The sequence below is a fragment of the Agreia sp. PsM10 genome (genome assembly GCF_030433855.1).
In the GTDB taxonomy this organism is placed as follows: Bacteria; Actinomycetota; Actinomycetes; order Actinomycetales; family Microbacteriaceae; genus Agreia.
This window is the reverse complement of record NZ_JARUXC010000017.1, coordinates 65,388-86,470: the sequence shown is the minus strand read 5'-3', so window position 1 is coordinate 86,470 and position 21,083 is coordinate 65,388. Positions and strand designations below refer to the sequence as shown.

At 68.2% G+C, this 21,083-nt stretch carries 21 protein-coding genes; 18 read left to right on the top strand and 3 right to left on the bottom strand.

Annotated features, from left to right (window positions below):
• The first annotated feature begins 145 nt into the window (after nt 1-145).
• The 6 genes from QCD70_RS17070 to QCD70_RS17045 are packed head-to-tail and all read left to right on the top strand — an operon-like array spanning nt 146 to nt 5,254.
• Nucleotides 146-1,153: an ABC transporter permease gene (locus QCD70_RS17070; protein WP_301218521.1), complete on the top strand. Its 1,008-nt coding sequence runs from the start codon at nt 146-148 to the stop codon at nt 1,151-1,153.
• A complete protein-coding gene (locus QCD70_RS17065; protein WP_301218519.1) occupies nt 1,150-1,980 on the top strand; it encodes an ATP-binding cassette domain-containing protein in 831 nt (276 codons plus the stop codon). The genes QCD70_RS17070 and QCD70_RS17065 overlap by 4 nt, the downstream gene beginning before the upstream one ends.
• Nucleotides 1,973-2,875, top strand: coding sequence for a PfkB family carbohydrate kinase (locus QCD70_RS17060; RefSeq protein ID WP_301218517.1), 903 nt, complete (start codon nt 1,973-1,975; stop codon nt 2,873-2,875). The genes QCD70_RS17065 and QCD70_RS17060 overlap by 8 nt, the downstream gene beginning before the upstream one ends.
• Complete coding sequence (locus QCD70_RS17055) at nt 2,872-3,534, top strand: nucleoside/nucleotide kinase family protein (protein WP_301218515.1); 663 nt, start codon at nt 2,872-2,874, stop codon at nt 3,532-3,534. Before QCD70_RS17060 ends, QCD70_RS17055 begins: the two co-directional genes overlap by 4 nt.
• Nucleotides 3,531-4,298: a nucleoside/nucleotide kinase family protein gene (locus QCD70_RS17050; protein WP_301218513.1), complete on the top strand. Its 768-nt coding sequence runs from the start codon at nt 3,531-3,533 to the stop codon at nt 4,296-4,298. The genes QCD70_RS17055 and QCD70_RS17050 overlap by 4 nt, the downstream gene beginning before the upstream one ends.
• Nucleotides 4,295-5,254, top strand: coding sequence for an aldose epimerase family protein (locus QCD70_RS17045; protein WP_301218511.1), 960 nt, complete (start codon nt 4,295-4,297; stop codon nt 5,252-5,254). The genes QCD70_RS17050 and QCD70_RS17045 overlap by 4 nt, the downstream gene beginning before the upstream one ends.
• Here the strand turns inward: QCD70_RS17045 and QCD70_RS17040 are convergent.
• Nucleotides 5,241-5,957, bottom strand: a complete 717-nt coding sequence (locus QCD70_RS17040; RefSeq protein WP_301218509.1) for an HAD family hydrolase — start codon at nt 5,955-5,957, stop codon at nt 5,241-5,243. The two genes, QCD70_RS17045 and QCD70_RS17040, sit on opposite strands and share 14 nt — an antisense overlap.
• 221 nt (nt 5,958-6,178) lie before the next feature.
• On the opposite strand from QCD70_RS17040, the gene QCD70_RS17035 reads away from it, so the two are divergent.
• The gene (locus tag QCD70_RS17035; protein ID WP_301218507.1) at nt 6,179-7,258 is read left to right on the top strand and encodes a threonine aldolase family protein; all 1,080 of its coding nucleotides are present in this window, start codon (nt 6,179-6,181) and stop codon (nt 7,256-7,258) included.
• 101 nt (nt 7,259-7,359) lie between these two features.
• On the top strand, nt 7,360-7,959 hold the full coding sequence (locus tag QCD70_RS17030; RefSeq protein ID WP_301218505.1) for a nitroreductase family protein: 600 nt from the start codon (nt 7,360-7,362) through the stop codon (nt 7,957-7,959).
• Nucleotides 7,960-8,017: 58 nt separating this feature from the next.
• On the opposite strand, the gene QCD70_RS17025 is transcribed toward QCD70_RS17030, so the two are convergent.
• A complete protein-coding gene (locus QCD70_RS17025) occupies nt 8,018-9,601 on the bottom strand; it encodes an amino acid permease (RefSeq protein WP_301218503.1) in 1,584 nt (527 codons plus the stop codon).
• A 119-nt stretch (nt 9,602-9,720) separates the two neighbouring features.
• Nucleotides 9,721-11,874: an ATP-dependent Clp protease ATP-binding subunit gene (locus QCD70_RS17020; protein ID WP_301218501.1), complete on the bottom strand. Its 2,154-nt coding sequence runs from the start codon at nt 11,872-11,874 to the stop codon at nt 9,721-9,723.
• Nucleotides 11,875-12,047: 173 nt separating this feature from the next.
• Between QCD70_RS17020 and QCD70_RS17015 the strand changes: the two genes are divergently transcribed.
• The 10 genes from QCD70_RS17015 (at nt 12,048) to QCD70_RS16970 (ending at nt 21,066) form a co-directional block, all read left to right on the top strand.
• On the top strand, nt 12,048-12,467 hold the full coding sequence (locus tag QCD70_RS17015; RefSeq protein ID WP_301218499.1) for a hypothetical protein: 420 nt from the start codon (nt 12,048-12,050) through the stop codon (nt 12,465-12,467).
• A 176-nt stretch (nt 12,468-12,643) separates the two neighbouring features.
• Nucleotides 12,644-13,165, top strand: coding sequence for an NADPH-dependent FMN reductase (locus tag QCD70_RS17010; RefSeq protein ID WP_301218497.1), 522 nt, complete (start codon nt 12,644-12,646; stop codon nt 13,163-13,165).
• A complete protein-coding gene (locus QCD70_RS17005) occupies nt 13,162-13,668 on the top strand; it encodes a flavin reductase family protein (protein WP_301218495.1) in 507 nt (168 codons plus the stop codon). The genes QCD70_RS17010 and QCD70_RS17005 overlap by 4 nt, the downstream gene beginning before the upstream one ends.
• Nucleotides 13,669-13,673: 5 nt before the next feature.
• Entirely contained in the window at nt 13,674-14,528 is an 855-nt protein-coding gene (locus QCD70_RS17000) for an ABC transporter ATP-binding protein (protein WP_301218493.1), read from the top strand.
• Between the two features lie 9 nt (nt 14,529-14,537).
• Nucleotides 14,538-15,443 carry an ABC transporter permease gene (locus QCD70_RS16995; protein ID WP_301218491.1) on the top strand — a complete coding sequence of 302 codons (906 nt, stop codon included), beginning with the start codon at nt 14,538-14,540 and terminating at the stop codon, nt 15,441-15,443.
• Between the two features lie 65 nt (nt 15,444-15,508).
• On the top strand, nt 15,509-16,603 hold the full coding sequence (locus tag QCD70_RS16990; protein WP_301218489.1) for an ABC transporter substrate-binding protein: 1,095 nt from the start codon (nt 15,509-15,511) through the stop codon (nt 16,601-16,603).
• Between the two features lie 47 nt (nt 16,604-16,650).
• The gene (locus QCD70_RS16985; protein ID WP_301218487.1) at nt 16,651-17,718 is read left to right on the top strand and encodes an LLM class flavin-dependent oxidoreductase; all 1,068 of its coding nucleotides are present in this window, start codon (nt 16,651-16,653) and stop codon (nt 17,716-17,718) included.
• A complete protein-coding gene (locus QCD70_RS16980) occupies nt 17,715-18,434 on the top strand; it encodes a cysteine hydrolase family protein (protein WP_301218485.1) in 720 nt (239 codons plus the stop codon). The genes QCD70_RS16985 and QCD70_RS16980 overlap by 4 nt, the downstream gene beginning before the upstream one ends.
• Nucleotides 18,431-19,792, top strand: a complete 1,362-nt coding sequence (locus QCD70_RS16975; RefSeq protein ID WP_301218483.1) for an NtaA/DmoA family FMN-dependent monooxygenase — start codon at nt 18,431-18,433, stop codon at nt 19,790-19,792. The genes QCD70_RS16980 and QCD70_RS16975 overlap by 4 nt, the downstream gene beginning before the upstream one ends.
• On the top strand, nt 19,789-21,066 hold the full coding sequence (locus tag QCD70_RS16970) for an MFS transporter (RefSeq protein WP_301218481.1): 1,278 nt from the start codon (nt 19,789-19,791) through the stop codon (nt 21,064-21,066). Before QCD70_RS16975 ends, QCD70_RS16970 begins: the two co-directional genes overlap by 4 nt.
• Nucleotides 21,067-21,083 lie beyond the last annotated feature (17 nt).

The window sequence follows — 21,083 nt, the reverse complement described above, 5'->3', positions numbered from 1 at the left end:
CCGCCGGGGGGGGGGGGGGGGCGGGGGGGGCGGCGCCCCGCCCGCGCGCCCCCCCCCCCCCCGCCCCCCCCCCCCGCGGGCCGCCGGCCGGGGGGGGGGCCCCCCCCCCCCCCCCCCCCCCCCCCCCCCACCACTGGAGGAGCTCATGTCCACACCAACCATGTCCACATCGGCCGTCGATGTGAACAGCCGGGGCAGATCGCACCCGGTTCTCAGCAGAATCCTGCGCGAGCCCCTTCTGGGCCCGCTCGTCGCCCTCGTGCTGGCGATCATCATCTTCAGCGTGATCTCCGACACCTTCCTCAACCCGACCAACGTGTCGCTGATCCTTCAGCAGTCGGTCGTCGTCGGCATCCTCGCCGTCGGCCAGACGCTGATCATCCTCACCTCCGGCATCGATCTGTCGATCGGCGCGGTCGCCGTGCTGGGCACCATCGTCATGGCCCAGACGGCCGGCGCCAACGGCCCATTCGTGGCGCTTTTCGCCACCTTCGGCGTGTGCGTCGTGCTGGGGGCCCTGAATGGCGGTCTCGTGACGGCGCTGCGGCTGCCACCCTTCATCGTCACCCTCGGAACCTTCACGGCCATCCAGGCAGCGACCCGGCTTCTCGCCGGCTCGCAGACCTACCAGGTTCCGAACGGTCCGCTGACCTTCCTCGGAACCTCGTTCAGGGTCGGGGCGTTCTCGACCACGTACGGCGTCGTCGCCATGCTGCTCGTGTACGCGGTTGTCTGGTACGCACTGTCGCAGACCGCGTGGGGCAAGCACGTCTACGCGGTGGGCGGCAACATCACCGCATCGAAGCTCTCGGGCATCAAGAGCGAGCGCAACCTGTTCTCGGTCTACATCGTCGCGGGCGTCATCGCGGCGATCGGCGCCTGGGCCGCACTCGGGCGCATCCCCAATGCCGACCCGAACGCCTACCAGAACGCCAACCTCGAGACGATCACTGCGGTGGTCATCGGCGGAACAAGCCTCTTCGGAGGACGCGGCGGTGTCATCGGAACCCTCATCGGTACGCTCATCGTCGGTGTGCTGCGCAACGGGCTCACCCAGGCAGGCGTCGACAGCCTGTACCAGAACATTGCAACCGGGATCCTTGTCATCGTCGCCGTCACGGTCGACCAGTTCGCACGCCGGAGGTCACTATGACTGACTCACCCGTCACCCCACCCGACGCTGTCACGGCGGCCCCGTCCGTCGCGCCTGCCCTCGAAGCCCACGGGCTCGTCAAGAGGTATGGCAGCGTCACCGCCATCAACGGAGCCGACTTCTCTCTGAGGCCCGGCGAGGTGCTCGCCGTCGTCGGCGACAACGGCGCCGGCAAGTCGAGCCTCATCAAGGCCCTCGCCGGCGCACTCGTGCCGGATGCCGGGGAGATTTTCATGAACGGCGAGAAGGTCTCGTTCCGGAACACCCGCGATGCCCGCAGCCACGGCATCGAGACGGTCTATCAAGATCTTGCCGTTATTCCCGCGCTCGACATCGCCTCGAACGTGTTCCTCGGGCGCGAGGTGCGCCGCAAGGGAATCATGGGAACCGTGTTCCGTCGGCTCGATATGCCCCGGATGCGCGCCGAATCGAGCGATCACCTCGCCGATCTCAAGATCGGAATCAAATCCGTGACCCAGGCGGTCGAGACGCTCTCGGGCGGACAGCGGCAGGGAGTTGCCGTGGTGCGTGCCGCCGCTTTCGGGCGAGGCGTGATCATCATGGACGAACCGACCGCGGCCCTCGGGGTGAAGGAGTCGGGACAGGTCATCGACCTGATCCGCTCGATTCGCGACCGAGGAATTCCGGTGGTGCTCATCAGCCACGACATGCCGCACGTGTTCGAGGTGGCCGATCGCATCCACGTTCATCGCCTCGGCCAGCGAGCCGGCGTGATCGACCCGAAGCAGCGCACCATGTCGGAGGTCGTCGCTCTGATGACCGGCGCAGAGAGGCCGACCGACGAGGAACGGGCCGGCGGTGCCTGAACGCCCCCGCGGAGTCTTCGTCGGGCTCGCCACGCTCGACGTCATCAATCGAGTCGACGCGGGGCCGGCAGCCAACCAGAAGATCACCGCACGTGAGCAGTTCGTGGCCGCCGGCGGACCGGCGGCCAACGCGGCCATCGCATTCGCCGGACTCGGCGGCCGGGCAGTGCTCGTCACGGCACTCGGGCAGTCTGCGATCGCACGACTGATCGCATCCGAGCTCGAGGACCACGGGGTCGAGGTCGTCGACGTGACGCCCGGCTCATCTGTTCCTGCACCGGTGTCGGCCGTAGCCGTGACCATCGCGACCGGAGAACGATCGGTGATCGGTGCAGACGCGGCCTCGCTCGTGGTCGACGCGCCCTCCGATGCCGAGGCGGTGCTCGACGGCGCCGACGTCGTTATGATCGACGGGCACCACCCGCTCGTCGCCACGACTTTCGCGACGGCTGCCCGGGCTCGCGGCATGCGGGTGGTCGTTGACGCCGGCCGATGGAAAACGGTCATGGCCGAACTCATGACCCAGGCGGATGACATGGTCTGCTCCGACGATTTCCGCATGCCGGGCTCGTCGGACTCGCACGGAACGGCGGCCGAACTCGTGGCCGCCGGCGTCGACACCGTGGTGACGACCCACGGCGACGGCGACGTGCTCTGGTGGCGCGACGGCGCATCCGGCTCTGTCACCGTGCCAGCCATCACCGCGGCCGATACCCTCGGCGCGGGCGATGTGTTCCACGGCGCCTACGCTTATTATTCGACACTCGACTCGCTCGGGCTTCCCGACCGAATCCGCGCGGCAGCCCGCGTCGCGGCCCTGCGCTGCTCCATCGTGGGCCCGCGGGCGTGGCTCGAGAACCTCGCAGAACTGAACCCCCTGGAGATGACCCCGTGATCGATCTGACCGTGCAGGAACTCTCTCTTGAGGAGCTGTTCGACCGTGCGCGTGCTCTGGCCGTGCCGGGCGAACGGCACATCCTCGGCTTCACGGGAGCACCCGGCGCGGGCAAATCGACCGTCGCGGAGCAAGTCGTCGATGCGCTCGGCCCTGATCTGGCGGCGCTCGTGCCGATGGATGGTTTCCATCTCGCCAACGAGGTGCTGCTCGCGCTCGGCCGCCGAGACCGCAAAGGCGCCCACGACACGTTCGACGCCGCAGGCTACGCCAGCCTGATGACCCGCATCCGCGGCCAGCAGCAGTCGAACCTCGCCGGTGACGATGCGATCGTCTACGCGCCGCGCTTTCGCCGCGAGATCGAAGAGCCCATCGGCTCATCCATCCCGGTTCACCCCGACACCCCGCTCATCGTCACGGAGGGCAACTATCTCCTGCTCGAGAGCGGAGCGTGGCCGCAGGCCCGGGCCGCGATCGACCAGGTCTGGTTCCTCGCGCCGGTTGAGGCCGTGCGGCACGAGCGACTGGTCAAGCGGCATGAGGCTTACGGCAAGTCGCACGAAGAAGCAGAGCTTTGGGCACTCGGCAGCGATCAGCGCAATGCAGAGGTGATCGAGGCCACCGCCTCGCGCGCCGAGGCGATTCTGCGTTTGTTGTGAACGACGACGCCCACCCCGAGGTTTTGCGCGGTGACGAACAGCGCGTTCTCGACGGAGCGCAGACGAGGATTCTGGGCCTGCTGGTCCGGAACTTTCCCGGCGCAGCGAACGGCGTGGGCGGGCGTGTGCTCGTCGGCCTCGCGGGCGCTCCCGCGGCCGGCAAGTCGACGCTCGCGACTCGCCTCGTCGAGCACCTGCGGTCGAACCACGGCCCGTCATTCGCGACAGTCGTGCCGCTCGACGGCTTCCATCTGGCGCGAGAGGCGCTCGAGCAGCGTGGACTCGCCGCCCGACGCGGAGCGATCGAGACCTTCGACGCAGCCGGATTCGCCGACCTGATAACGCGCCTGCGCAGACGCGATGAGAACACCGTGTTCGCGCCCGCCTATTCGCGTGATCTGCACGATCCCGTCGCCGCGAGCATCCCCGTGTCGCCCGAGACCCAGGTGGTGATCGTCGAGGGCAACTATCTGCTCTCCCCCGAATCCCTGTGGAGCAGATCGCGACAGCTGCTCGACGAGGTCTGGTACCTCGAGCTGGATGCCGCCACGCGGCTTCGCAGGCTCGTCGAGCGGCACCAGCGTTTCGGCATGAACCGCGACGAGGCACTCGCCAAGTCGACGGGGGTGGATGCCCGCAACGGCGAGGACATCGAGAGGCACCACGAGCGTGCTCAGCTGATCATCGAGCTGAGCGATGCCCCCGCGAAAAGAGACCCGACAGAGACAAGAGATTCGGCAGAGACGACGGAGAAGACAGCATGATCGATACGAGCCCCGCAGCGACGCTACCGACCGGTGCCCAGTACGAGATCGCGGGCGACACCCGTTTTGGACGGATGGCTGGGACCCTTACCCAGGTGGGAGCGTCTCTCCGAGCACTGACGGTCGACGGAGTCGACATCGTGCAGCGCTACCCGGAAGATGCCCCGCCGTCTCTCGGAGCGGGGATCGTGATGTCACCGTGGCCAAACCGCATCGACGGTGGACGCTGGAACTACCGGGGCGAACCGCAGCAGCTCAGCATCACCGACACCGACTTCGGCAACGCATCGCACGGCCTGCTCATGTCGAGCCCATATGCGGTGGCCGAGCACGACGAGACCTCCATCACCCTGGCGGCGACGATCTTCGCGAATCCCGGCTATCCCTTCGTCGTCGAGACGAGCGTGCGCTACGCCATAACACCCGACGGCCTCGAGACGACGCACTCCTTCACGAACCTCGGCGTGCTCGAGGCCCCGGTGGCCGTCGGCTCGCACGCGTACTATCGCGTCGCAGACGTTCCCACCGCGGAGCTGATGCTGCGCAACTCGGCGGCGACCGTGTACCCGAACGACGAGCGCATGCTGCCGGAGGCCGCCGAGCCCGTGACCGGCGACTTCGACCTGCGCGAGGGTGGCCGCGTCGGCGAAGTCGTTCTCGACCACTGCTTCACCGACCAGGAGCTCGTCGACGGCCGTCACTTGACCCGACTCACCGCACCCGACGGTCGCTATGTCGAGGTCTGGGCGGATGCGTCGTTCGGACACATCGTGCTGCTCACGACCCGGCGCTTCACCGACCAGAACGGAGATCGCATCCTTGCCGTCGCCATCGAGCCGCAGACGGCCGCTGTCAACTCGCTGAACACGGGCTTCGGCACGACCTGGCTCGCGCAGGGCGAGACGTTCACGGCTAGGTGGGGTGTGATGGCGGCGCTGGTTGCTACTGCCGGCTAGCAAAGCCTTCAAGGATCGCCGCGGTGTCGTCGAACACCCGCGTCGCACCGGCATCCGTCAGTTCGTCGGCGCCGAACCCGCCGGTGCGCACGCCGATCGACCGCACGCCCGCACGCTGTGCTGCCACCATGTCCCACACGGCGTCGCCTACGAACAGCGCCTCGGATGCCTGCACCCCGGCCCGCTCGAGCGCCACGTTCACGATGTCGGGCTCGGGCTTCGCGGTGTCGACGTCGTCAGACGACGTCGTCGCGTGCAGGGCGTCGTCGGAGTCGAGCACCCCCGTGAGAACGTGGAGTTCGTCCTCGGGCGCGCTGGTCGCGAGCACGACCCGGATTCCCTTGTCCGCGAGCGCGTGGAGCAGCTCGACGGCTCCGGGAAGAGGAATCAGCCGGTCGTACATCTCTCCGTAGAGATCGGTGTGCAGCTGCTTCGAGCGGCTTCCGAGCTCGTCGGCGTCGTCGCCGAGCAGGGTCTCGACCAGTCGATCGCTGTCGAGTCCGATCGAGCGATGGATGCGCCATGCCGCGACGGGGTGACCGATCTTCTCGAAGGCCCGGCTCCAGGCATCCACATGCAGGTAGTTGGAGTCGACGAGGGTTCCGTCGATGTCGAACAGCACCGCCTTCGGCATCGGAGACCAGCTCTCCGGCTCGTTCTCAGCGCTGCGGGTGGTGTCGTCGGAGCTCTCGCCGGTGGCCATCGTGTCCTCTCGGTTGGTGTGGAGTCGGCCACGTTAGTCCCCTCCCCGGGATGCGCTCGACCCCCTTGCGCCGGCAGCCTGCTCCAACGCAGGAGATGTCGCGCAGAACGGCCCTTTTCGCCCTCGACCCCTCGACTTATCCTGAGTTGCGGCGCGGCCCGCGACAATAAAGACGCGCCGAACGCAACGCCCGTGCGCGGGCGGTGCGGGAGACTGGAAGGGTGACCCCTTCGACTGACACCGCCACTCCCCTGCGCCTGCACGATCTCGACTACAGGGGGTTCGCCTCCGACAACTACGCCGGCGTGCACCCCGAGGTGCTCGCCGCCGTCGCCGCGGCCAACGGCGGCCATCAGATCGCGTACGGGGAAGACCTCTACACGGCCCGACTGCAGCACGTGATGGCCGAGCACTTCGGCGACGGCGTCGAGGCGTTCCCGGTGTTCAACGGCACCGGCGCCAACGTTCTGAGCCTGCAGTCGATGCTTCCGCGCTGGGGTGCCGTGATCTGCACGCAGACCGCGCACATCCACACCGACGAGAACGCGGCCCCCGAGCGGGTCGCGGGCCTCAAGCTGCTCACCGTTCCGACACCGGATGGCAAGCTCACGCCCGAACTCATCGACCGCGAGGCCTGGGGATGGGGCGACGAGCACCGCGCGCAGCCGCTCGCCGTGTCGATCACGCAGACCACCGAGCTCGGCACGGCGTACACGCCCGACGAGGTTCGAGCGATCGCCGACCACGTGCACGCCCGCGGCATGACACTCCACATGGACGGCGCTCGCATCTCGAACGCCGCCGCCTACCTCGGGGTTCCGCTCCGCGCCTTCACCTCCGACGCCGGAGTCGACGTGCTCTCGTTCGGCGGCACGAAGAACGGGCTCATGTTCGGCGAGGCGGTCGTGGTGCTCGACCCCGCCGCATCCGAGGGCCTCACGTACCTGCGCAAGCTGAACATGCAGCTCTCCAGCAAGATGCGCTTCGTCTCGGCCCAGCTCGTCGCGCTGCTCGACGGCGACCTCTGGATGCGCAGCGCCACGCAGGCCAATGCCATGGCGCAGCGGCTGCGGCAGGCCGTCGAGGGGCTGGATGGCGTGACGATCACTCAGCCCACGCAGTCGAACGCGGTGTTCGCCATCGTCTCGCCGGCCGTGGCAGACCGGCTGCGCGAGAGCTTCCGCTTCTACGACTGGGACCCGTCGACCGGCGAGGTGCGCTGGATGTGCGCCTTCGACACGACCGAGGCCGACGTCGACGCATTCGCGGGGCGCCTGCGGGAGCTGCTCGATCGGGAATAGTGGGGAGACCCGTGCGTTTGCATAGCTAGGCAATGGATGCCGGGCCCGCGCATCCGCCGCCTGAGGAGGGTGCGAAGAATCACACCGTAAGGAACCCCCTCATGACCCTCACCACGACCACCACCGTGACCCGCGCCGACGAGACCAGCGCTCCGATCCTCGAGGTGCTCGCGGCTCGCTGGAGCCCCCGCTCCTACGACCCGACCGTCGCGATCGACGAGCAGGCTCTCGCATCCGTTCTCGAGGCCGGCCGCTGGTCGCCGTCGGCCGCCAACACGCAGCCGTGGCGCTTCATCGTCGCCCGCCGCGGAACCGCCGCGTTCGACACGATCGTGTCGAACCTCATGGGCTTCAACCAGGCCTGGACCCCCAACGCCGCCGCGCTCATCGTGAACATCGCCGAGACCACCGACCTCGACGGCAAGCCGCGCCCGATGGCAGCCTACGACCTCGGCCAGGCCGTGGCCCACATGTCGGTGCAGGCGCACCACGAGGGCCTGCACGTGCACCAGATGAGCGGCATCGTCGCCGAGGGGCTGCGCGAGGCGTTCTCGATTCCCGAGAACCTCACCGCCCTCACCGTGACCGCGCTCGGAACGATCGACGCTCCCGAGGCGCTCGGCGAAGAGGGCGCGATCGCCCGCGAGAAGGCTCCCCGCGAGCGCTTCCCCCTCGACGAGATCGTTCTCGTCAACGAGTAGCCACCCGTTCCCTGAGCTCGTCGAAGGGATGCCCTTCGACAAGCTCAGGGAACGAAAGCTACTCCTTCGTGCGGTCGATCCCGGGGCGCTCCGCCACCACCGGGAACGGCCCGGTGTGGCCTTCGCGCGCGGCCGCGATGGCCTGGATGCGGTCGCGGCTGGCGTACCAGCCGATGATCAGCAGCGGAATGATCACGACGAGCGACGAGATCGTGATCGTTCCGACCGGGAAGTCGATGGCCATGAGCACGAGCACTGTCGCAAGGAACGCGAGCGTGAGCCACGAGGTGAACGGCGCCCCGAACAGGCGGAACGACGGGCGCTCCAGCCGGCCCTCCTTCGCCCACTTCTGCAGCCGCATCTGACACAGGATGATCGTGCCCCAGCCGCTGATGATTCCGAGCGCCGACACGTTGAGCACGATCTCGAACGCCTGCTCGGGCACGATCGCGTTGAGGCCCACCCCCAGCAGGGTGATGGCAGCGGTGAGCAGGATGCCGCCGTACGGCACCCCCGAGGCGTTCATGCGCCCGGTGAACTTCGGCGCAGCTCCGGCCACCGACATCGAACGCAGGATGCGACCGGTCGAGTAGAGCCCGGCGTTCAGGCTCGACAGGGCCGCCGTGAGAACGACGAAGTTCATGATGTTGCCGGCGATGGCCCCGACCTCGGGACTGCCGATGCTCGAGAAGAACGTGACGAAGGGGCTCTCGCCCGCCTTGTAGGCGGTGTACGGCAGCAGCAGCGACAGCAGCAGAACCGAACCCACGTAGAACACGGCGATGCGGATGACGACGGTGTTGACCGCGCGGGGCATGATCTTCTTCGGATCGGCCGTCTCGCCCGCCGCCGTGCCGACGAGCTCGATGGCAGCGTAGGCGAACACCACGCCCTGAACCACCAGCACGGTCGGCACGAGGCCGGCGGGGAAGAAGCCGCCGTTGTCGACGAGCAGCGAGATCCCTGTCTCGCCGTTGCCGACATCCGTGGGGAAGGAGAAGGCGAGGAAGACCGCACCGATGATGAGGAACGCGACCAGGGCGACGACCTTGATGATCGCGAACCAGAACTCCATCTCGCCAAACACCTTCACCGAGACGAGGTTGAGGCTCAGCACGATCGCGAGGGCGATGAGCGCGAGCAGCCACTGCGGAACGTCGGTGAACGCCGACCAGAACTTCACGTACAGGGCGACCGCGGTGACGTCGACGATGGCGGTCATGGCCCAGTTGAGGAAGTACATCCACCCGGCCACGAAGGCCATCTTCTCGCCGAAGAACTCGCGAGCGTACGAGATGAACGACCCCGAGGAGGGGCGGTGCAGCACGAGTTCGCCGAGGGCCCGCAAGATAAGGAAGGCGAAGAAGCCGCAGATCGCGTAGACGATCACGAGCGAGGGGCCGGCCGACGCGAGCCGCCCTCCGGCGCCGAGGAAGAGCCCCGTTCCGATGGCCCCGCCGATGGCGATCATCTGCAGCTGCCTGGGCTTGAGGGTCTTGTGGTAGCCCTCCTGCTCGTGCGAGAAGTCCTGCACGCTCGTGAGCTCGTCGCCGAGCTCTTCGCGGTTGCGAGCGGCGGCGAGGCGCCTGTCTCGGGGCGTGGGCGTGTCGGACGGGTTCACGGACGGCTCTGACTTCGTCATGGAATGCCTCGTTTCGGTCGACGTCTTCTGACTCGCAGAAAGAGAGCCTAGACCCGAAAGGGGGCCACCCGACGGCGGGTGGCCCCCTTTTTTACACGGCCGAAACGATGGGCGAGGCGCTAGGCGTTGTTGCCCTCCGCAGTGACCGTGAGCCCTTCGCCGTCGTCGTCGAGGTCGACTCGCACGGTGTCGCCGTCGCGCACGGTTCCGCGCAGGATCTCCGTCGCGAGGCGGTCGTCGATCTCGTGCTGCATGAGGCGACGCAGCGGGCGCGCCCCGTAGATCGGGTCGTAGCCCTTCTCGGCCAGCCAGGCACGGGCATCCGGTGTGACGGCCAGCTCGAGCCGGCGGTCGCCGATGCGGCGAGCCAGCCGATCGACGTAGAGCGACACGATCTGCGCCAGGTCTTCGCGGGTGAGCGCCTGGAACACGACGATGTCGTCGAGCCGGTTCACGAACTCGGGCTTGAAGGCCTGGCGTACCAGGGCCTGCACCGCCTCCTCTTTCTGCTCGGTGGTCAGCGAGCCGTCGACGAGGTACTGCGACCCGAGGTTCGACGTGAGGATGAGGATCGTGTTGCGGAAGTCGACCGTGCGACCCTGTCCGTCGGTGAGTCGACCATCGTCGAGCACCTGCAGCAGAACGTCGAAGACCTCGGGGTGCGCCTTCTCGACCTCGTCGAGCAGCACGACCGAGTACGGACGACGGCGAACGGCCTCGGTGAGCTGGCCGCCCTGCTCGTAGCCGATGTATCCGGGAGGGGCACCGAGCAGGCGCGCCACGGAGTGCTTCTCGCCGTACTCCGACATGTCGATGCGGATGAGGGCCTTCTCGTCGTCGAACAGGAAGTCGGCGAGCGCCTTGGCGAGCTCGGTCTTTCCGACGCCGGTCGGGCCGAGGAACATGAACGATCCGGTCGGCCGATCCGGGTCGGCGATGCCGGCCCGCGAGCGCCGGATCGACTCCGACACGGCCACGACGGCGCGCTTCTGGCCGATGAGCCTCTTGCCCAGCTCGCCCTCGAGGCCGAGCAGCCGCTCGGTCTGGCCCTGGGTGAGCCGGTCGACGGGAATGCCCGTCCAGGCGGCGATCACGCTCGCGATGTCGTCGCTGGTGACCTGGTCGTTGACCATGAGCGGGCCCTCCTGCTCGACGGCCTCGGCCGCCGCGAGCTCGCGTTCGAGCACGGGGATCTCGGCGTAGAGCAGCTTGGAGGCCTGCTCGAGCTTGCCCTCGCGCTGGGCGCGCTCGGCCTTCATGCGTGCGGCGTCGAGCTTCTCCTTGAGCTCACCGACGCGGTTGAGGCTGGCGCGCTCCCTCTCCCACCTGTCCTGAAGCTCCTTGAGGGCGGCCCCGCGGGTCTTGAGGTCTTCGCGCAGCTTCTCGAGCCGCTGCTTCGACGCGTCGTCCTTCTCCTTCTTCAGGGCGAGCTCTTCGAGCTTCAGACGGTCGACACTGCGGCGCAGCTCGTCGATCTCGACGGGGGCGGAGTCGATCTCCATGCGCAAACGGGATGCTGCCTCGTCGATCAGGTCGATGGCCTTGTCGGGCAGCTGCCGGCCCGGGATGTAGCGATTCGACAGCGCGGCGGCCGCGACGAGGGCGGAGTCGGCGATCGACACCTTGTGGTGCGCCTCGTAGCGCTCCTTTAGCCCGCGCAGAATGGCGATCGTGTCTTCGACGCTCGGCTCGCCCACCAGCACCTGCTGGAAGCGACGCTCCATCGCCTTGTCCTTCTCGATGTACTCGCGGTACTCGTCGAGCGTGGTGGCGCCGATCATGCGCAGCTCGCCCCGGGCGAGCATGGGCTTGAGCATGTTGGATGCCGCCACGCTGCCCTCGCCGGCGCCCGCACCCATGAGGGTGTGCAGCTCGTCGATGAACGTGATGATCTGCCCGTCGGCGTCGTTGATCTCCTTGAGCACCGCCTTCAGGCGCTCCTCGAACTCGCCACGGTACTTCGCGCCCGCGACGAGGGCCGCGAGGTCGAGCGAGATGAGCTGCTTGCCCTTGAGCGAATCCGCGACGTCGCCCGCGACGATGCGCTGGGCGAGCCCCTCGACGACGGCGGTCTTGCCGACGCCGGGCTCGCCGATGAGCACGGGGTTGTTCTTGGTGCGCCGGGTCAGCACCTGGCTGACTCGACGGATCTCGGCGTCGCGCCCGATCACCGGGTCGAGCTTGCCGCTCGCGGCGATCTCGGTGAGGTTGACGCCGTACAGTTCGAGGGCGCTCTTGGCGTCCTCTTGAGCGGGGGCCTGCCCTGCCTGCATTGTGTGTCCTTCTTCTCGTGGGGCGAGTCTCGTGGGACGCCCTGAAAACTTGAGTCTTGCTGACTCAACTTTACTCCTAACGCTCCGGATGCGCCAGAGCATTCCCGCACGATGCGTTCAGGCGGCCGAACCGGGAAACGTGGGCGAAACACCGGTCGCCTACACTCCGACGCATGACCGACAGGCCCCATATCGGCGAGACCGGCCGCATGCAGGCCGAGTCCGTCGAGCACGCGATGCTCCGGGCTGTCGGAGACTGGCTGGGCACGAGCCTCGAGCCGCGCACCCTGAGCCTGGCAGGCGGCATCCGGGTCGAAGTCGAGGGCATCGATCAGGCAGAGACGGTTCTCGTGCAGCTCGTTCCCACCTCGGGCCAGCCCAAGTCCCATCACCGGAACAAGGCAATGGCCGACATGCTCAAACTGGTCTGGCTGCGCTCGGCGCTCTCGACGAACCCTCGAGCCGTGCTGTGCATCTCGGAGCCGCTGGCACGGTTCTTCTCCGCCGCCTCGTGGCCCAGCACCGCGGCGCGCGACCTCGGAGTCGGCATCGTCGTCTACCGACCAGGCCACCCCGTCGAACAGCTGGTCTGACGAACCCGCCGAATTTACACGCGCGTAACGTGTGGCGACCCGGTGCGAAACACGATCGCCCTACTGTGATTCTCACGGACCTCCGCGGGCCATCTGCCTCATCGGCACTTCACCCGCTCGCTCTCCATTCATCTGGCCGACGTCCGCGTCGGCACAACCAGAGCCTGGGAGGCACGTTGTCATTCACCGTCACCGGAGTCGTCGGAAACCCCCGACCGCTCTCCAAGACCTTCGCCGCTGCGGTCGCGCTGGTCGAGAAAGTCGCCGAGGCCATCGGAGCCGAGGTCTCCGCGCCGATCGACCTCGCGAACTACGGCGGTCGGGCGCTCGACTACGCCGACCCCGAGCTGGTCGACCGTCGACGCGCACTCTCGACAGCCCGTGTCCTGGTGGTCGCCACCCCCGTCTACAAGGGCTCGTACACGGGACTGCTCAAGGCGTTCCTCGACGGCTACGCTCCTGACGCCCTGTCCGCGACCCGCACGATTCCGTTGACCATCGCCGCCTCACCGCAGCACTCCCTCGCCGGGTCGACCCACCTGCAGCCGTTGCTCGACGAGCTCGGGGCCATCAGCCCGGGCGGCGGACTGTTCCTGCCCGACGCGACGGCCGCAGACCCCGAGGCCAGGGATGCTCTCTTCGACTCGTGGATCGACGCACGACGCGCCCTCCTCTCGGCGAGCGGGGTGGCGGCATGACCGACTCCCAGACCATCACGACAGTGCCGGCCTCGACCTTCGACCCCGCAGAACTGCGGCGGGCTCTGGCCGGCATGGCGACCTCGGTCACCCTCGTCACCACGAGTGTCGAGGGAACGGCGCACGGCTTCACGGCCAACAGCTTCACGAACGTCTCGGTCACGCCGCCCCTCGTCGCCGTCTTCCTCGCGGAGACCGCCGAGAGCTACCCTGCGTTCGCCGAGACCGACCAGGTCGCCGTGAACATCCTCGCCGACGGCCAGGGCGACATCGCCCGGCACTTCGCGACCAAGGGAGTCGACAAGTTCGCCGCCGTCACCCTGCATGAGGATTTCGACCATGTCCCCGTCGTGACGGGTGCCCAGGCATCCATCGTCGGCCGCGTGCATGAGCGCTGGACGGTCGGCGATCACCTCATGATCATCGTCGCCGTCACCGACGTGCTGCGCACCGCACGCGATCCCCTCGTCTACCAGAACCGCGAATTCAGGAAGGTGGTCTGACCGCAATGACCACGGTGAATACTCCCGCCGCTGCACGCCCCGACTCGATCTCGATCCAGGGCGCGGTGAAGATCTACGGATCGGGCGCCACTCAGCAGGTGGCCCTGAACAACGTCGACGTCGAGATCGAACGAGGCCGATTCGTCAGCATCATCGGGCCGTCCGGCTGCGGCAAGTCCACGCTGCTCCGGCTGATCGCCGGCCTCGAGACGCCCGACGCCGGCACGGCCAGCGTGTTCGGCGTGAGCCCGGATGCCGCGTGCGCGGCCAAGATGATCGGTCTCGTACCGCAGGCTCCCGCCCTGCTCCCCTGGCTCGACGTCCTCCAGAACGTCAGCCTCCCGGCCAAGGTCAATCGAGGCTCCGAGCGCCGACGCAAGCGCATCGGCGGGCACGTCGAGAAGGAGGCTCCCGACATGAGCGCGCTGCTCACCGCGGTCGGGCTCGGCGACGCCGTGCACAAGCTGCCGGCTCAGTTGAGCGGCGGCATGCAGCAGAGGACCGCCATCGTGCGCGCATTCGGCCTGCAGCCCGACGTGCTGCTGATGGACGAGCCCTTCTCGGCCCTCGACGAGTTCACCCGCGAGGCCATCCAGGGCCAGTTGCTCGACATCTGGGACGAGCAGAAGTCGACAGTGGTCTTCGTCACGCACTCGGTCACCGAGGCCGTTCGTCTGAGCGACACCGTGCTCGTGATGTCTGCCCGGCCGGGCCGCATCACGGCCTCGGTCGACATCACTCTCGAGCGGCCGCGCAGCCAGGACATGCTCAAGACCCCCGAATTCCATCACTTCGAAGACCTCATCCGCGACCACCTGCAGTCGGCGTGGCACGAGGGTCCGATCACGAGCGCCGCCTAGGAGGCCCCGGTGACATCCACGATGACGACCCATGACACCCCCGGCGCGAACGGGACGGCCGCCGACGGCATCGACCCCGCCGTCTCTGCCCCGGTAGTCGCCCTGCCCGTGAAGACGACCGGCGCCGGAACGCGCGCGTCGCGCCTGCAGTTCCTCAAGCCCGCATACTGGGCCCCCGTTCTCGTGCTGCTGGTGGGGCTCGGAATCGTGTGGACCGTCGTCGCGAAGGACAGCCCCTACCTGCTGCCACCGCTGTCGGCCGTGGGCGAGGCTCTGGCCGGAAACCCCCTCTTCTACCTGCAGAACGCGTGGGCCACCCTGCAGGTCGCCCTGATCGGACTCGTCATCGGCTTCGTGGTGGCCTACGTGCTGGCCATCCTCGTCTCCGAGCTGCCCCTGGCGCGCAGGGCGATCATGCCCGTCGCCGTCGTGCTCAACGTGACTCCGCTCGTCGCCATCGCCCCCGCGCTGGTCGTGGCCTTCGGATTCGGGCCGGAGCCCAAGCTCATCGTCACCGCCCTGATCTGCTTCTTCCCGATCCTCATCGGAGTCTCGACGGGGCTCCGCTCGGTCTCCCCGGCGGTACTGCAGGTCTTCACGACCCTCCATGCGTCGCGGCTCGAAACCCTCTGGCACGTGCGCATGCCGAGCGCCCTCCCCTACCTGTTCAACGCGCTGCGCATCGTCTTCCCGCTCTCGATCATCGGCGCCGTCGTGGCCGAGCTCGCGGCCCCCGGCGCGGCGGAGGGCCTCGGCACGGTCATCAGCGTCGCCTCGTCGAACAATCGACTTGCCGTGGTCTACGCCGCGATCGTCTGCCTCGCGCTGATGGGCTCGCTCCTTCTGCTCATCATCACGGCGATCGAGAACCGCGCCCTGCACTGGCACGACTCGCGTCAGGGATCACGGGGCTGACGCCCCGCCCGCTTCCGCTCCACCCCTTCGCACCGCACCCCACACCACATCCATAGGAGACAGCCATGCCCAAACGCACCCCCCTGGCCCTTGCCGTTCTGTCGCTCGCAGGCCTCACCCTCGTGACCGGCTGCAGCGCATCCGGCACCGAGACATCGAGCACGCCCGCTGCCGCGGAGGGAAGCGCGATCAGCGCCGACCGCTGCGAGACGAACAAAGCGGCGGGCCCCATCACCTTCCTCACGGGCTACCAGTACCAGGCCTCCGCCTCGATCCTCAATGTGATCGCGGCCGACGAGCTCGGCTACTTCGACGCCCTGTGCCTCGACGTCACCATCCAGCCGGGAACGGGCGACACGGGTGAGAACGCCCAGCTCCTCGCGTCGGGCCAGGTGACCTTCACCGGCGTGAGCGAGCAGAACCTGATTCAGGCGCGAGACAACGGACTCGACATCCTCGGCGTCTCGACCTACTCGAACGTGGGCCTCGAGATCCTCATGACGAACCCGGACATCACCGACCTCACCCAGCTCGACGGCACGATCCTCGGCCAGAAGGGCAACCTGCCACCCGCGGTATCGACCATGCTGACCAACGCCGGGGCCGATGTCTCGTCGATGCAGCAGGTCGTCGTGGGATACGACCCGACGATCCTTCCGCGCGGTCAGGTCGATTCGCTCACCGGGTTCATCTCGAACGAACCCAACCTCCTCGAAGCGGCCGGCGAGAAGGTCACCGTCTGGCGCCCCTTCGACTTCGGAGTTCCGGGATCGCTCGGCAGCATCGCGGCCAACCCCGAGTTCGCGAGCGCCAATCCGACGGCCGTCGAGGACTTCCTGCGCGCATCCCAGCACGCCTACGACTACTGCGTCGACAACGCCACGGAATGCGTCGACTACGCGGCGACGCTCTCCGGCGAAGGATACGACGCCGCCCACAACGAGAAGATCTGGAAGACGGAGGTCGGAATCGTCGCCGACAACCAGCCCGCAGACCGCCCTGTGGGGCTCATCGACCTCGACAACGTCGACGCCGAGGGAACGTTCCTGACCGACACCGAGCAGATCAAGACGGCTCCCGCCGATGTGCGCTCCTACTTCGACAACAGCTTCATCGAGGCGATCTACGACGGCACCACCCTCGTCTGGCCGGCGCCGTAACTCCGGCCCTTCTCGAACACCGCACCGAACAAGAAAGAGTTCCACCCATGACTCCACGCGAATACGGAATCTTCCTCCCCATCGGCAACGGCGGATGGCTGGTCTCCACGACTGCTCCGCATCCCGACGGCAGCTACGAATACAACAGGAAGGCCTCGATCCTGGCCGAGGAGGCCGGCCTCGACTTCGTGATGGCGATGGCGAAGTGGCGTGGTTTCGGCGGATCGACGGACCACTGGGGTCGGTCCCTCGAGTCCATGACGATGATGGCGGGCATCGCCGAGGCCACCGAGCGGGTCAAGATCTGGGCGACGGTCCACGCGAACGTGCACAACCCGGCGATCGCGGCGAAGATGTTCGTCACCCTCGACCAGATCTCGAACGGCCGCGCGGGCATGAACATCGTCTCGGGCTCCTACGCCGACGAGTTCGAGCAGATGGGCCTGTGGGACGCGGACATGTCGAAGGAGGCGCGGTACCGCATGGTCGACGAGTGGACCGATGCGGTGACCCGGCTCTGGACGGAGGACTCGGTCACCCTCGACGGCGAATTCTTCACCCTGAAGGATGCGGAGTCGCGGCCTCACCCGCGGGTGCGCCCCACCGTCATCAGCGCGGGCCGGTCTCCGGCGGGCCAGGACTTCCAGGCCCGCCGCAGCGACGGCGCCTTCCTCTCGGGAGACACCATGGAGGAGCTGCGCGACGCATCCCGGAACGTGCACGATCGTTCGGCCGCTCTCGGCCGCCAGGTCAAGACGTACGCGATGCTCACCGTGGTCATGGACGAGACCGACGCGCTGGCGCAGAAGCGCGTCGACGTGATCTCCGAGGGCGTCGATCTCGAAGCCCTCGTGAACATGCGGGTGTCGTGGGGAATGCCACGCGACCGCGCCTCATCGTGGACGGAGTCGGCCAGCGGCAAGGACGCGTTCCAGACTCCGTACGTGGTCGGGTCTCCCGACTCCGTGCAGAGCCACATCAACGCCGTGGTCGAGGGTGCCGAGCTCGACGGGCTCATGCTGATCTTCCCCGACTACCACGCGGATCTTCCCGCGTTCGGCGAGACCGTGCTGCCGGGGCTGCGCGCCCAGGAGTCGACGGCGGCGATCTCGTGACCGGCGCGTCGGCCTTCGCCGGCCTCACGGGTGCCGGAGCGCTGCTGGTCGTCGACGTGCAGCGGTCGTTCGGCGACCCGGCGTACCTGGCCGATTACGGCCTCGACGACGCCGCATCCGATGCGCTGGTCGCGGCGATCGCGGCGACGGGCCGCCTCGTCGACACGGCCCGCACCGCCGGCATGCCGGTGTTCTGGATCGAGCTCGCGTCGGATCCCTCCACGCCGTGGGGCTCGAGCAACTGGCTCCGCGGAGGCGATCCCTCGGTGATGTCGGCCGACGAGCCCTGCATCGTCGGCACTCCCGGGGCCGAGTGGTACGGCGTGTCTCCCGCGGCCGGAGAACCTCGGATCCTCAAGAAGCACTACAGCGGCTTCCACCAGACCGAGCTCGACGACCTTCTGCGCTCCGCACACATCGACTGGGTGGTCGTGGCGGGCCTGACGACCGAGTGCTGCATCGCCGCGACGGCCACCGATGCCATGCAGAACGGGTATCCCGTGCTCCTTCCGGCCGACGCGACAGCCGCCTACGAGGTGCGCATCCACGTCAACGCGCTCGAACAGCTCGCCCTCTCGGTCGCGCGCCTCACCACCGTGTCCGCCATCGAAGCGGCCCTCGCCGCGCGCACGAGTACGAACACCGGCACCAGCACCAGCACCAGCACCAGCACCAGCACCAGCACCAGCACCGAACGAGAGTCCAGTCACGCATGAACAGCGCAGCCCCCGCCGACGACCCGCAGAAGATGCATCTCGCCTTCGATCTCTCGTTCACCCACTCGGAGGGCCGGTGGGCCCGGCCCGGATCGTGGACGAATCGCACGTTCCCCGACGTGAGGATGTTCCAGGAGCTCGCCGTGACGGCCGAGCGCGGCGGAATCGACATGCTCTTCTTCGGAGACGGAACAGGTCTGCCGGACACCTGGCGCGGATCGACGGACGCCGCCGTCGAGTGGGGCGTGCAGTGGCCGCGACAGGACATGAGTCCGTTCATCGCCGCGATGTCGGCCGTGACGCAGCACATCGGGTTCGGCCTGACCTACTCGTCGACGTTCATGCATCCGTTCTACGTGGCCCGGCTGCTGAACTCTCTCGACCACGTCACGTCCGGCCGAATCGCGTTCAACGTCGTGGCCTCGACCCGGCTGGCCGACGCGGCGAACTACGGCTACGACCAGCTGCTCGAGCACTCGCTGCGGTACGAGCGCATGGAGGAGTTCGTCGACGTCTGCCAACGGCTCTGGGATTCCGTCGAACCGGATGCGATCGTCATGGATCGCGAGACCGGCAGGTTCGCGGATCCATCGAAGGTGCACCCCATCGACCATCACGGACAGTTCTTCGACGTGCAGGGGCCGCTCACGAGCGTGCCGAGCCCGCAGGGCAGACCGGTTCTCGTGCAGGCCGGAAGCTCGCCTCAAGGCATCCGCACGAGCGCGAAGTTCGCCGACCTCGTCTTCGGCATCGGAGGCAACGCGGCCGGCCAGGCGCGGCACCGCGCGGCCCTCGACGCCGAGCTCGTGTCGAACGGACGCAACCCGGCCGACGTGGGAATCCTGTGGACGACGCAGCTGGTGCTCGGCCGAAGCGAGGACGAGGCGGCGGCACGCAAGCTCGAGATGCTCGAGTACTGGGGCGATGAGGCGGTCGGCGTCTACCTGTCGTACAACTCGGGCCACGACTTCTCCACCGTGCCCGAGCGCGTGGTGCTCGGCGAGCTCGCCGACGCGATCCGCGCGGCGAACGCCTCTCCGGCGGGGTTCGTCGGCCAGCTCATCACGGAGCTGGGCGTCGACCACGAGATGAGCCGCAGCGAGTTCTTCGAGCGGGGCTGGCGCCACGCGGTCGGCTTCGACTACACGCTCAGCGGCACGGCGTCGCAGGTCGCCGACCTGCTGGAGGAGAACTTCGCGGCCACGGGATCGCGCGGCGGTTTCATGATCGGCAACCCGCTGAGCATGCCCGCGTCGTACGCCGACGTCACCGAACTGCTCGTTCCCGAGCTGCGCCGCCGGGGCGCCATGGGTGAGGCGTATCCCGGCCGCACCCTGCGCGAGAACCTGGCCCGGTGAGCCGCGACGCCGTCGGCGAGGCGACGACGTCGGCCCCGGCCGATCGTGGAGGTCGGCGGCGGACGCCATCGATCACCGAGCAGACGCTCGTCGTGTGCGCGCTGATCGGAGCGACGCAGATGACATGGGGCACGATCGTGCCCGCACTGCCGCTCTACGTCGACCACTTCGGTGCCTCGGCCCTCGTACTGGGGCCGATCATCGCCGCCTTCGGCCTGGGCAGGGCGCTGGTGAACATCCCCGCGGGGCTGGTGCTGCTATGGTGGAGGCCGCGACCGTTCCTGTACACCGTCACGATTCTTCTGATCGCGGTGACGGCGCTCACCGGGTTGTGCACCGACTCGGCCTCGCTGATCGCGGCCCGCGTGGTCGCCGGAGTGCTCGGAGGGGCGGCCATCACCATCGGCTTCGCCGTTCTCGTGTCCGGTGCGCCTCCCGACCGCCGCGGAAGGGTGATGGCCACGGCGACCGCCGTGCAGATGTCGGCGGGCGCACTCGGCGCCTTCCTCGGCGGCGCGGCCCTGAGCGTGCTGCCCCTGGCCGGCGTGTTCGTGGTCGCCGCGGCGCCCGTCGCGCTCGCCCTGCTCTGGGACTCCGTCAGACCGGCCACGCTCTACTGGGCGGCGTCGTCGGCCCCCGGGCAATCGGTGCCGAGCGCTGAGCCCGTGCGATCGGATGCCCCGGCCCGGCCGGCAGGGTCGCTGCGGCCTCTCATCGCGGCCCTGGCCCTCGGCTCGTTCGCCGCGTTCTTCGCCCGCTTCGGCGGCGAGCAGGGACTCATTCCCGTGCTGGCATACGACGGCGGAGGTCTCTCTCCGTTCACACTCGGACTCGCGCTGGCCGCCGCGACGCTGGTCTCCCTGGCGGCCATGCCCGTGATCGGGCGAGTCATCGACCGCGGTCCGCGTCTCGGCGTGCTGGCGCCGAGCGTGCTCGCCGCGGCCTGCACGATGCTTCTCTTCCCGCTCGCCGACGGCCCCTGGGTCTACGCCCTGGTCATCGTCGGCTACGGACTCGCGAATTCGATCAGCAGTGTCGTTCCGTCGGTCGTGATGAGCGACGCGTTCCCCTCGCGATCGAGCGGTCTGGTCGTCGGGGTCACGCGCACGGCCGGCGACGCGGGTGCCGTCGTGGGCCCTCTCGCCGCACTCGCCGTCTACGACGTCATCGGCGCGGAGGCCGCGGTGGGACTCATCGCCGGGGTCGTCGTGTTGGCGAACGTGCCGCTGATGATCCTGCTCCGCACCCGCGCCGGCGGGCGCCCGAACACCTAGAACCGGCCGAGGGCCGA

Bases quoted from the DNA above. Each gene is read 5' to 3' on its own strand.
- QCD70_RS16990 (WP_301218489.1), top strand. From the start codon at position 15,509: ATGCCCAAACGCACCCCCCTGGCCCTTGCCGTTCTGTCGCTCGCAGGC.
- QCD70_RS17025 (WP_301218503.1), bottom strand. From the start codon at position 9,601: ATGACGAAGTCAGAGCCGTCCGTGAACCCGTCCGACACGCCCACGCCC.
- QCD70_RS17005 (WP_301218495.1), top strand. From the start codon at position 13,162: ATGACCGACTCCCAGACCATCACGACAGTGCCGGCCTCGACCTTCGAC.
- QCD70_RS16985 (WP_301218487.1), top strand. From the start codon at position 16,651: ATGACTCCACGCGAATACGGAATCTTCCTCCCCATCGGCAACGGCGGA.
- QCD70_RS17020 (WP_301218501.1), bottom strand. From the start codon at position 11,874: ATGCAGGCAGGGCAGGCCCCCGCTCAAGAGGACGCCAAGAGCGCCCTC.
- QCD70_RS17070 (WP_301218521.1), top strand. From the start codon at position 146: ATGTCCACACCAACCATGTCCACATCGGCCGTCGATGTGAACAGCCGG.
- QCD70_RS17045 (WP_301218511.1), top strand. From the start codon at position 4,295: ATGATCGATACGAGCCCCGCAGCGACGCTACCGACCGGTGCCCAGTAC.
- QCD70_RS17030 (WP_301218505.1), top strand. From the start codon at position 7,360: ATGACCCTCACCACGACCACCACCGTGACCCGCGCCGACGAGACCAGC.
- QCD70_RS17000 (WP_301218493.1), top strand. From the start codon at position 13,674: ATGACCACGGTGAATACTCCCGCCGCTGCACGCCCCGACTCGATCTCG.
- QCD70_RS16975 (WP_301218483.1), top strand. From the start codon at position 18,431: ATGAACAGCGCAGCCCCCGCCGACGACCCGCAGAAGATGCATCTCGCC.
- QCD70_RS17015 (WP_301218499.1), top strand. From the start codon at position 12,048: ATGACCGACAGGCCCCATATCGGCGAGACCGGCCGCATGCAGGCCGAG.
- QCD70_RS17065 (WP_301218519.1), top strand. From the start codon at position 1,150: ATGACTGACTCACCCGTCACCCCACCCGACGCTGTCACGGCGGCCCCG.
- QCD70_RS17040 (WP_301218509.1), bottom strand. From the start codon at position 5,957: ATGGCCACCGGCGAGAGCTCCGACGACACCACCCGCAGCGCTGAGAAC.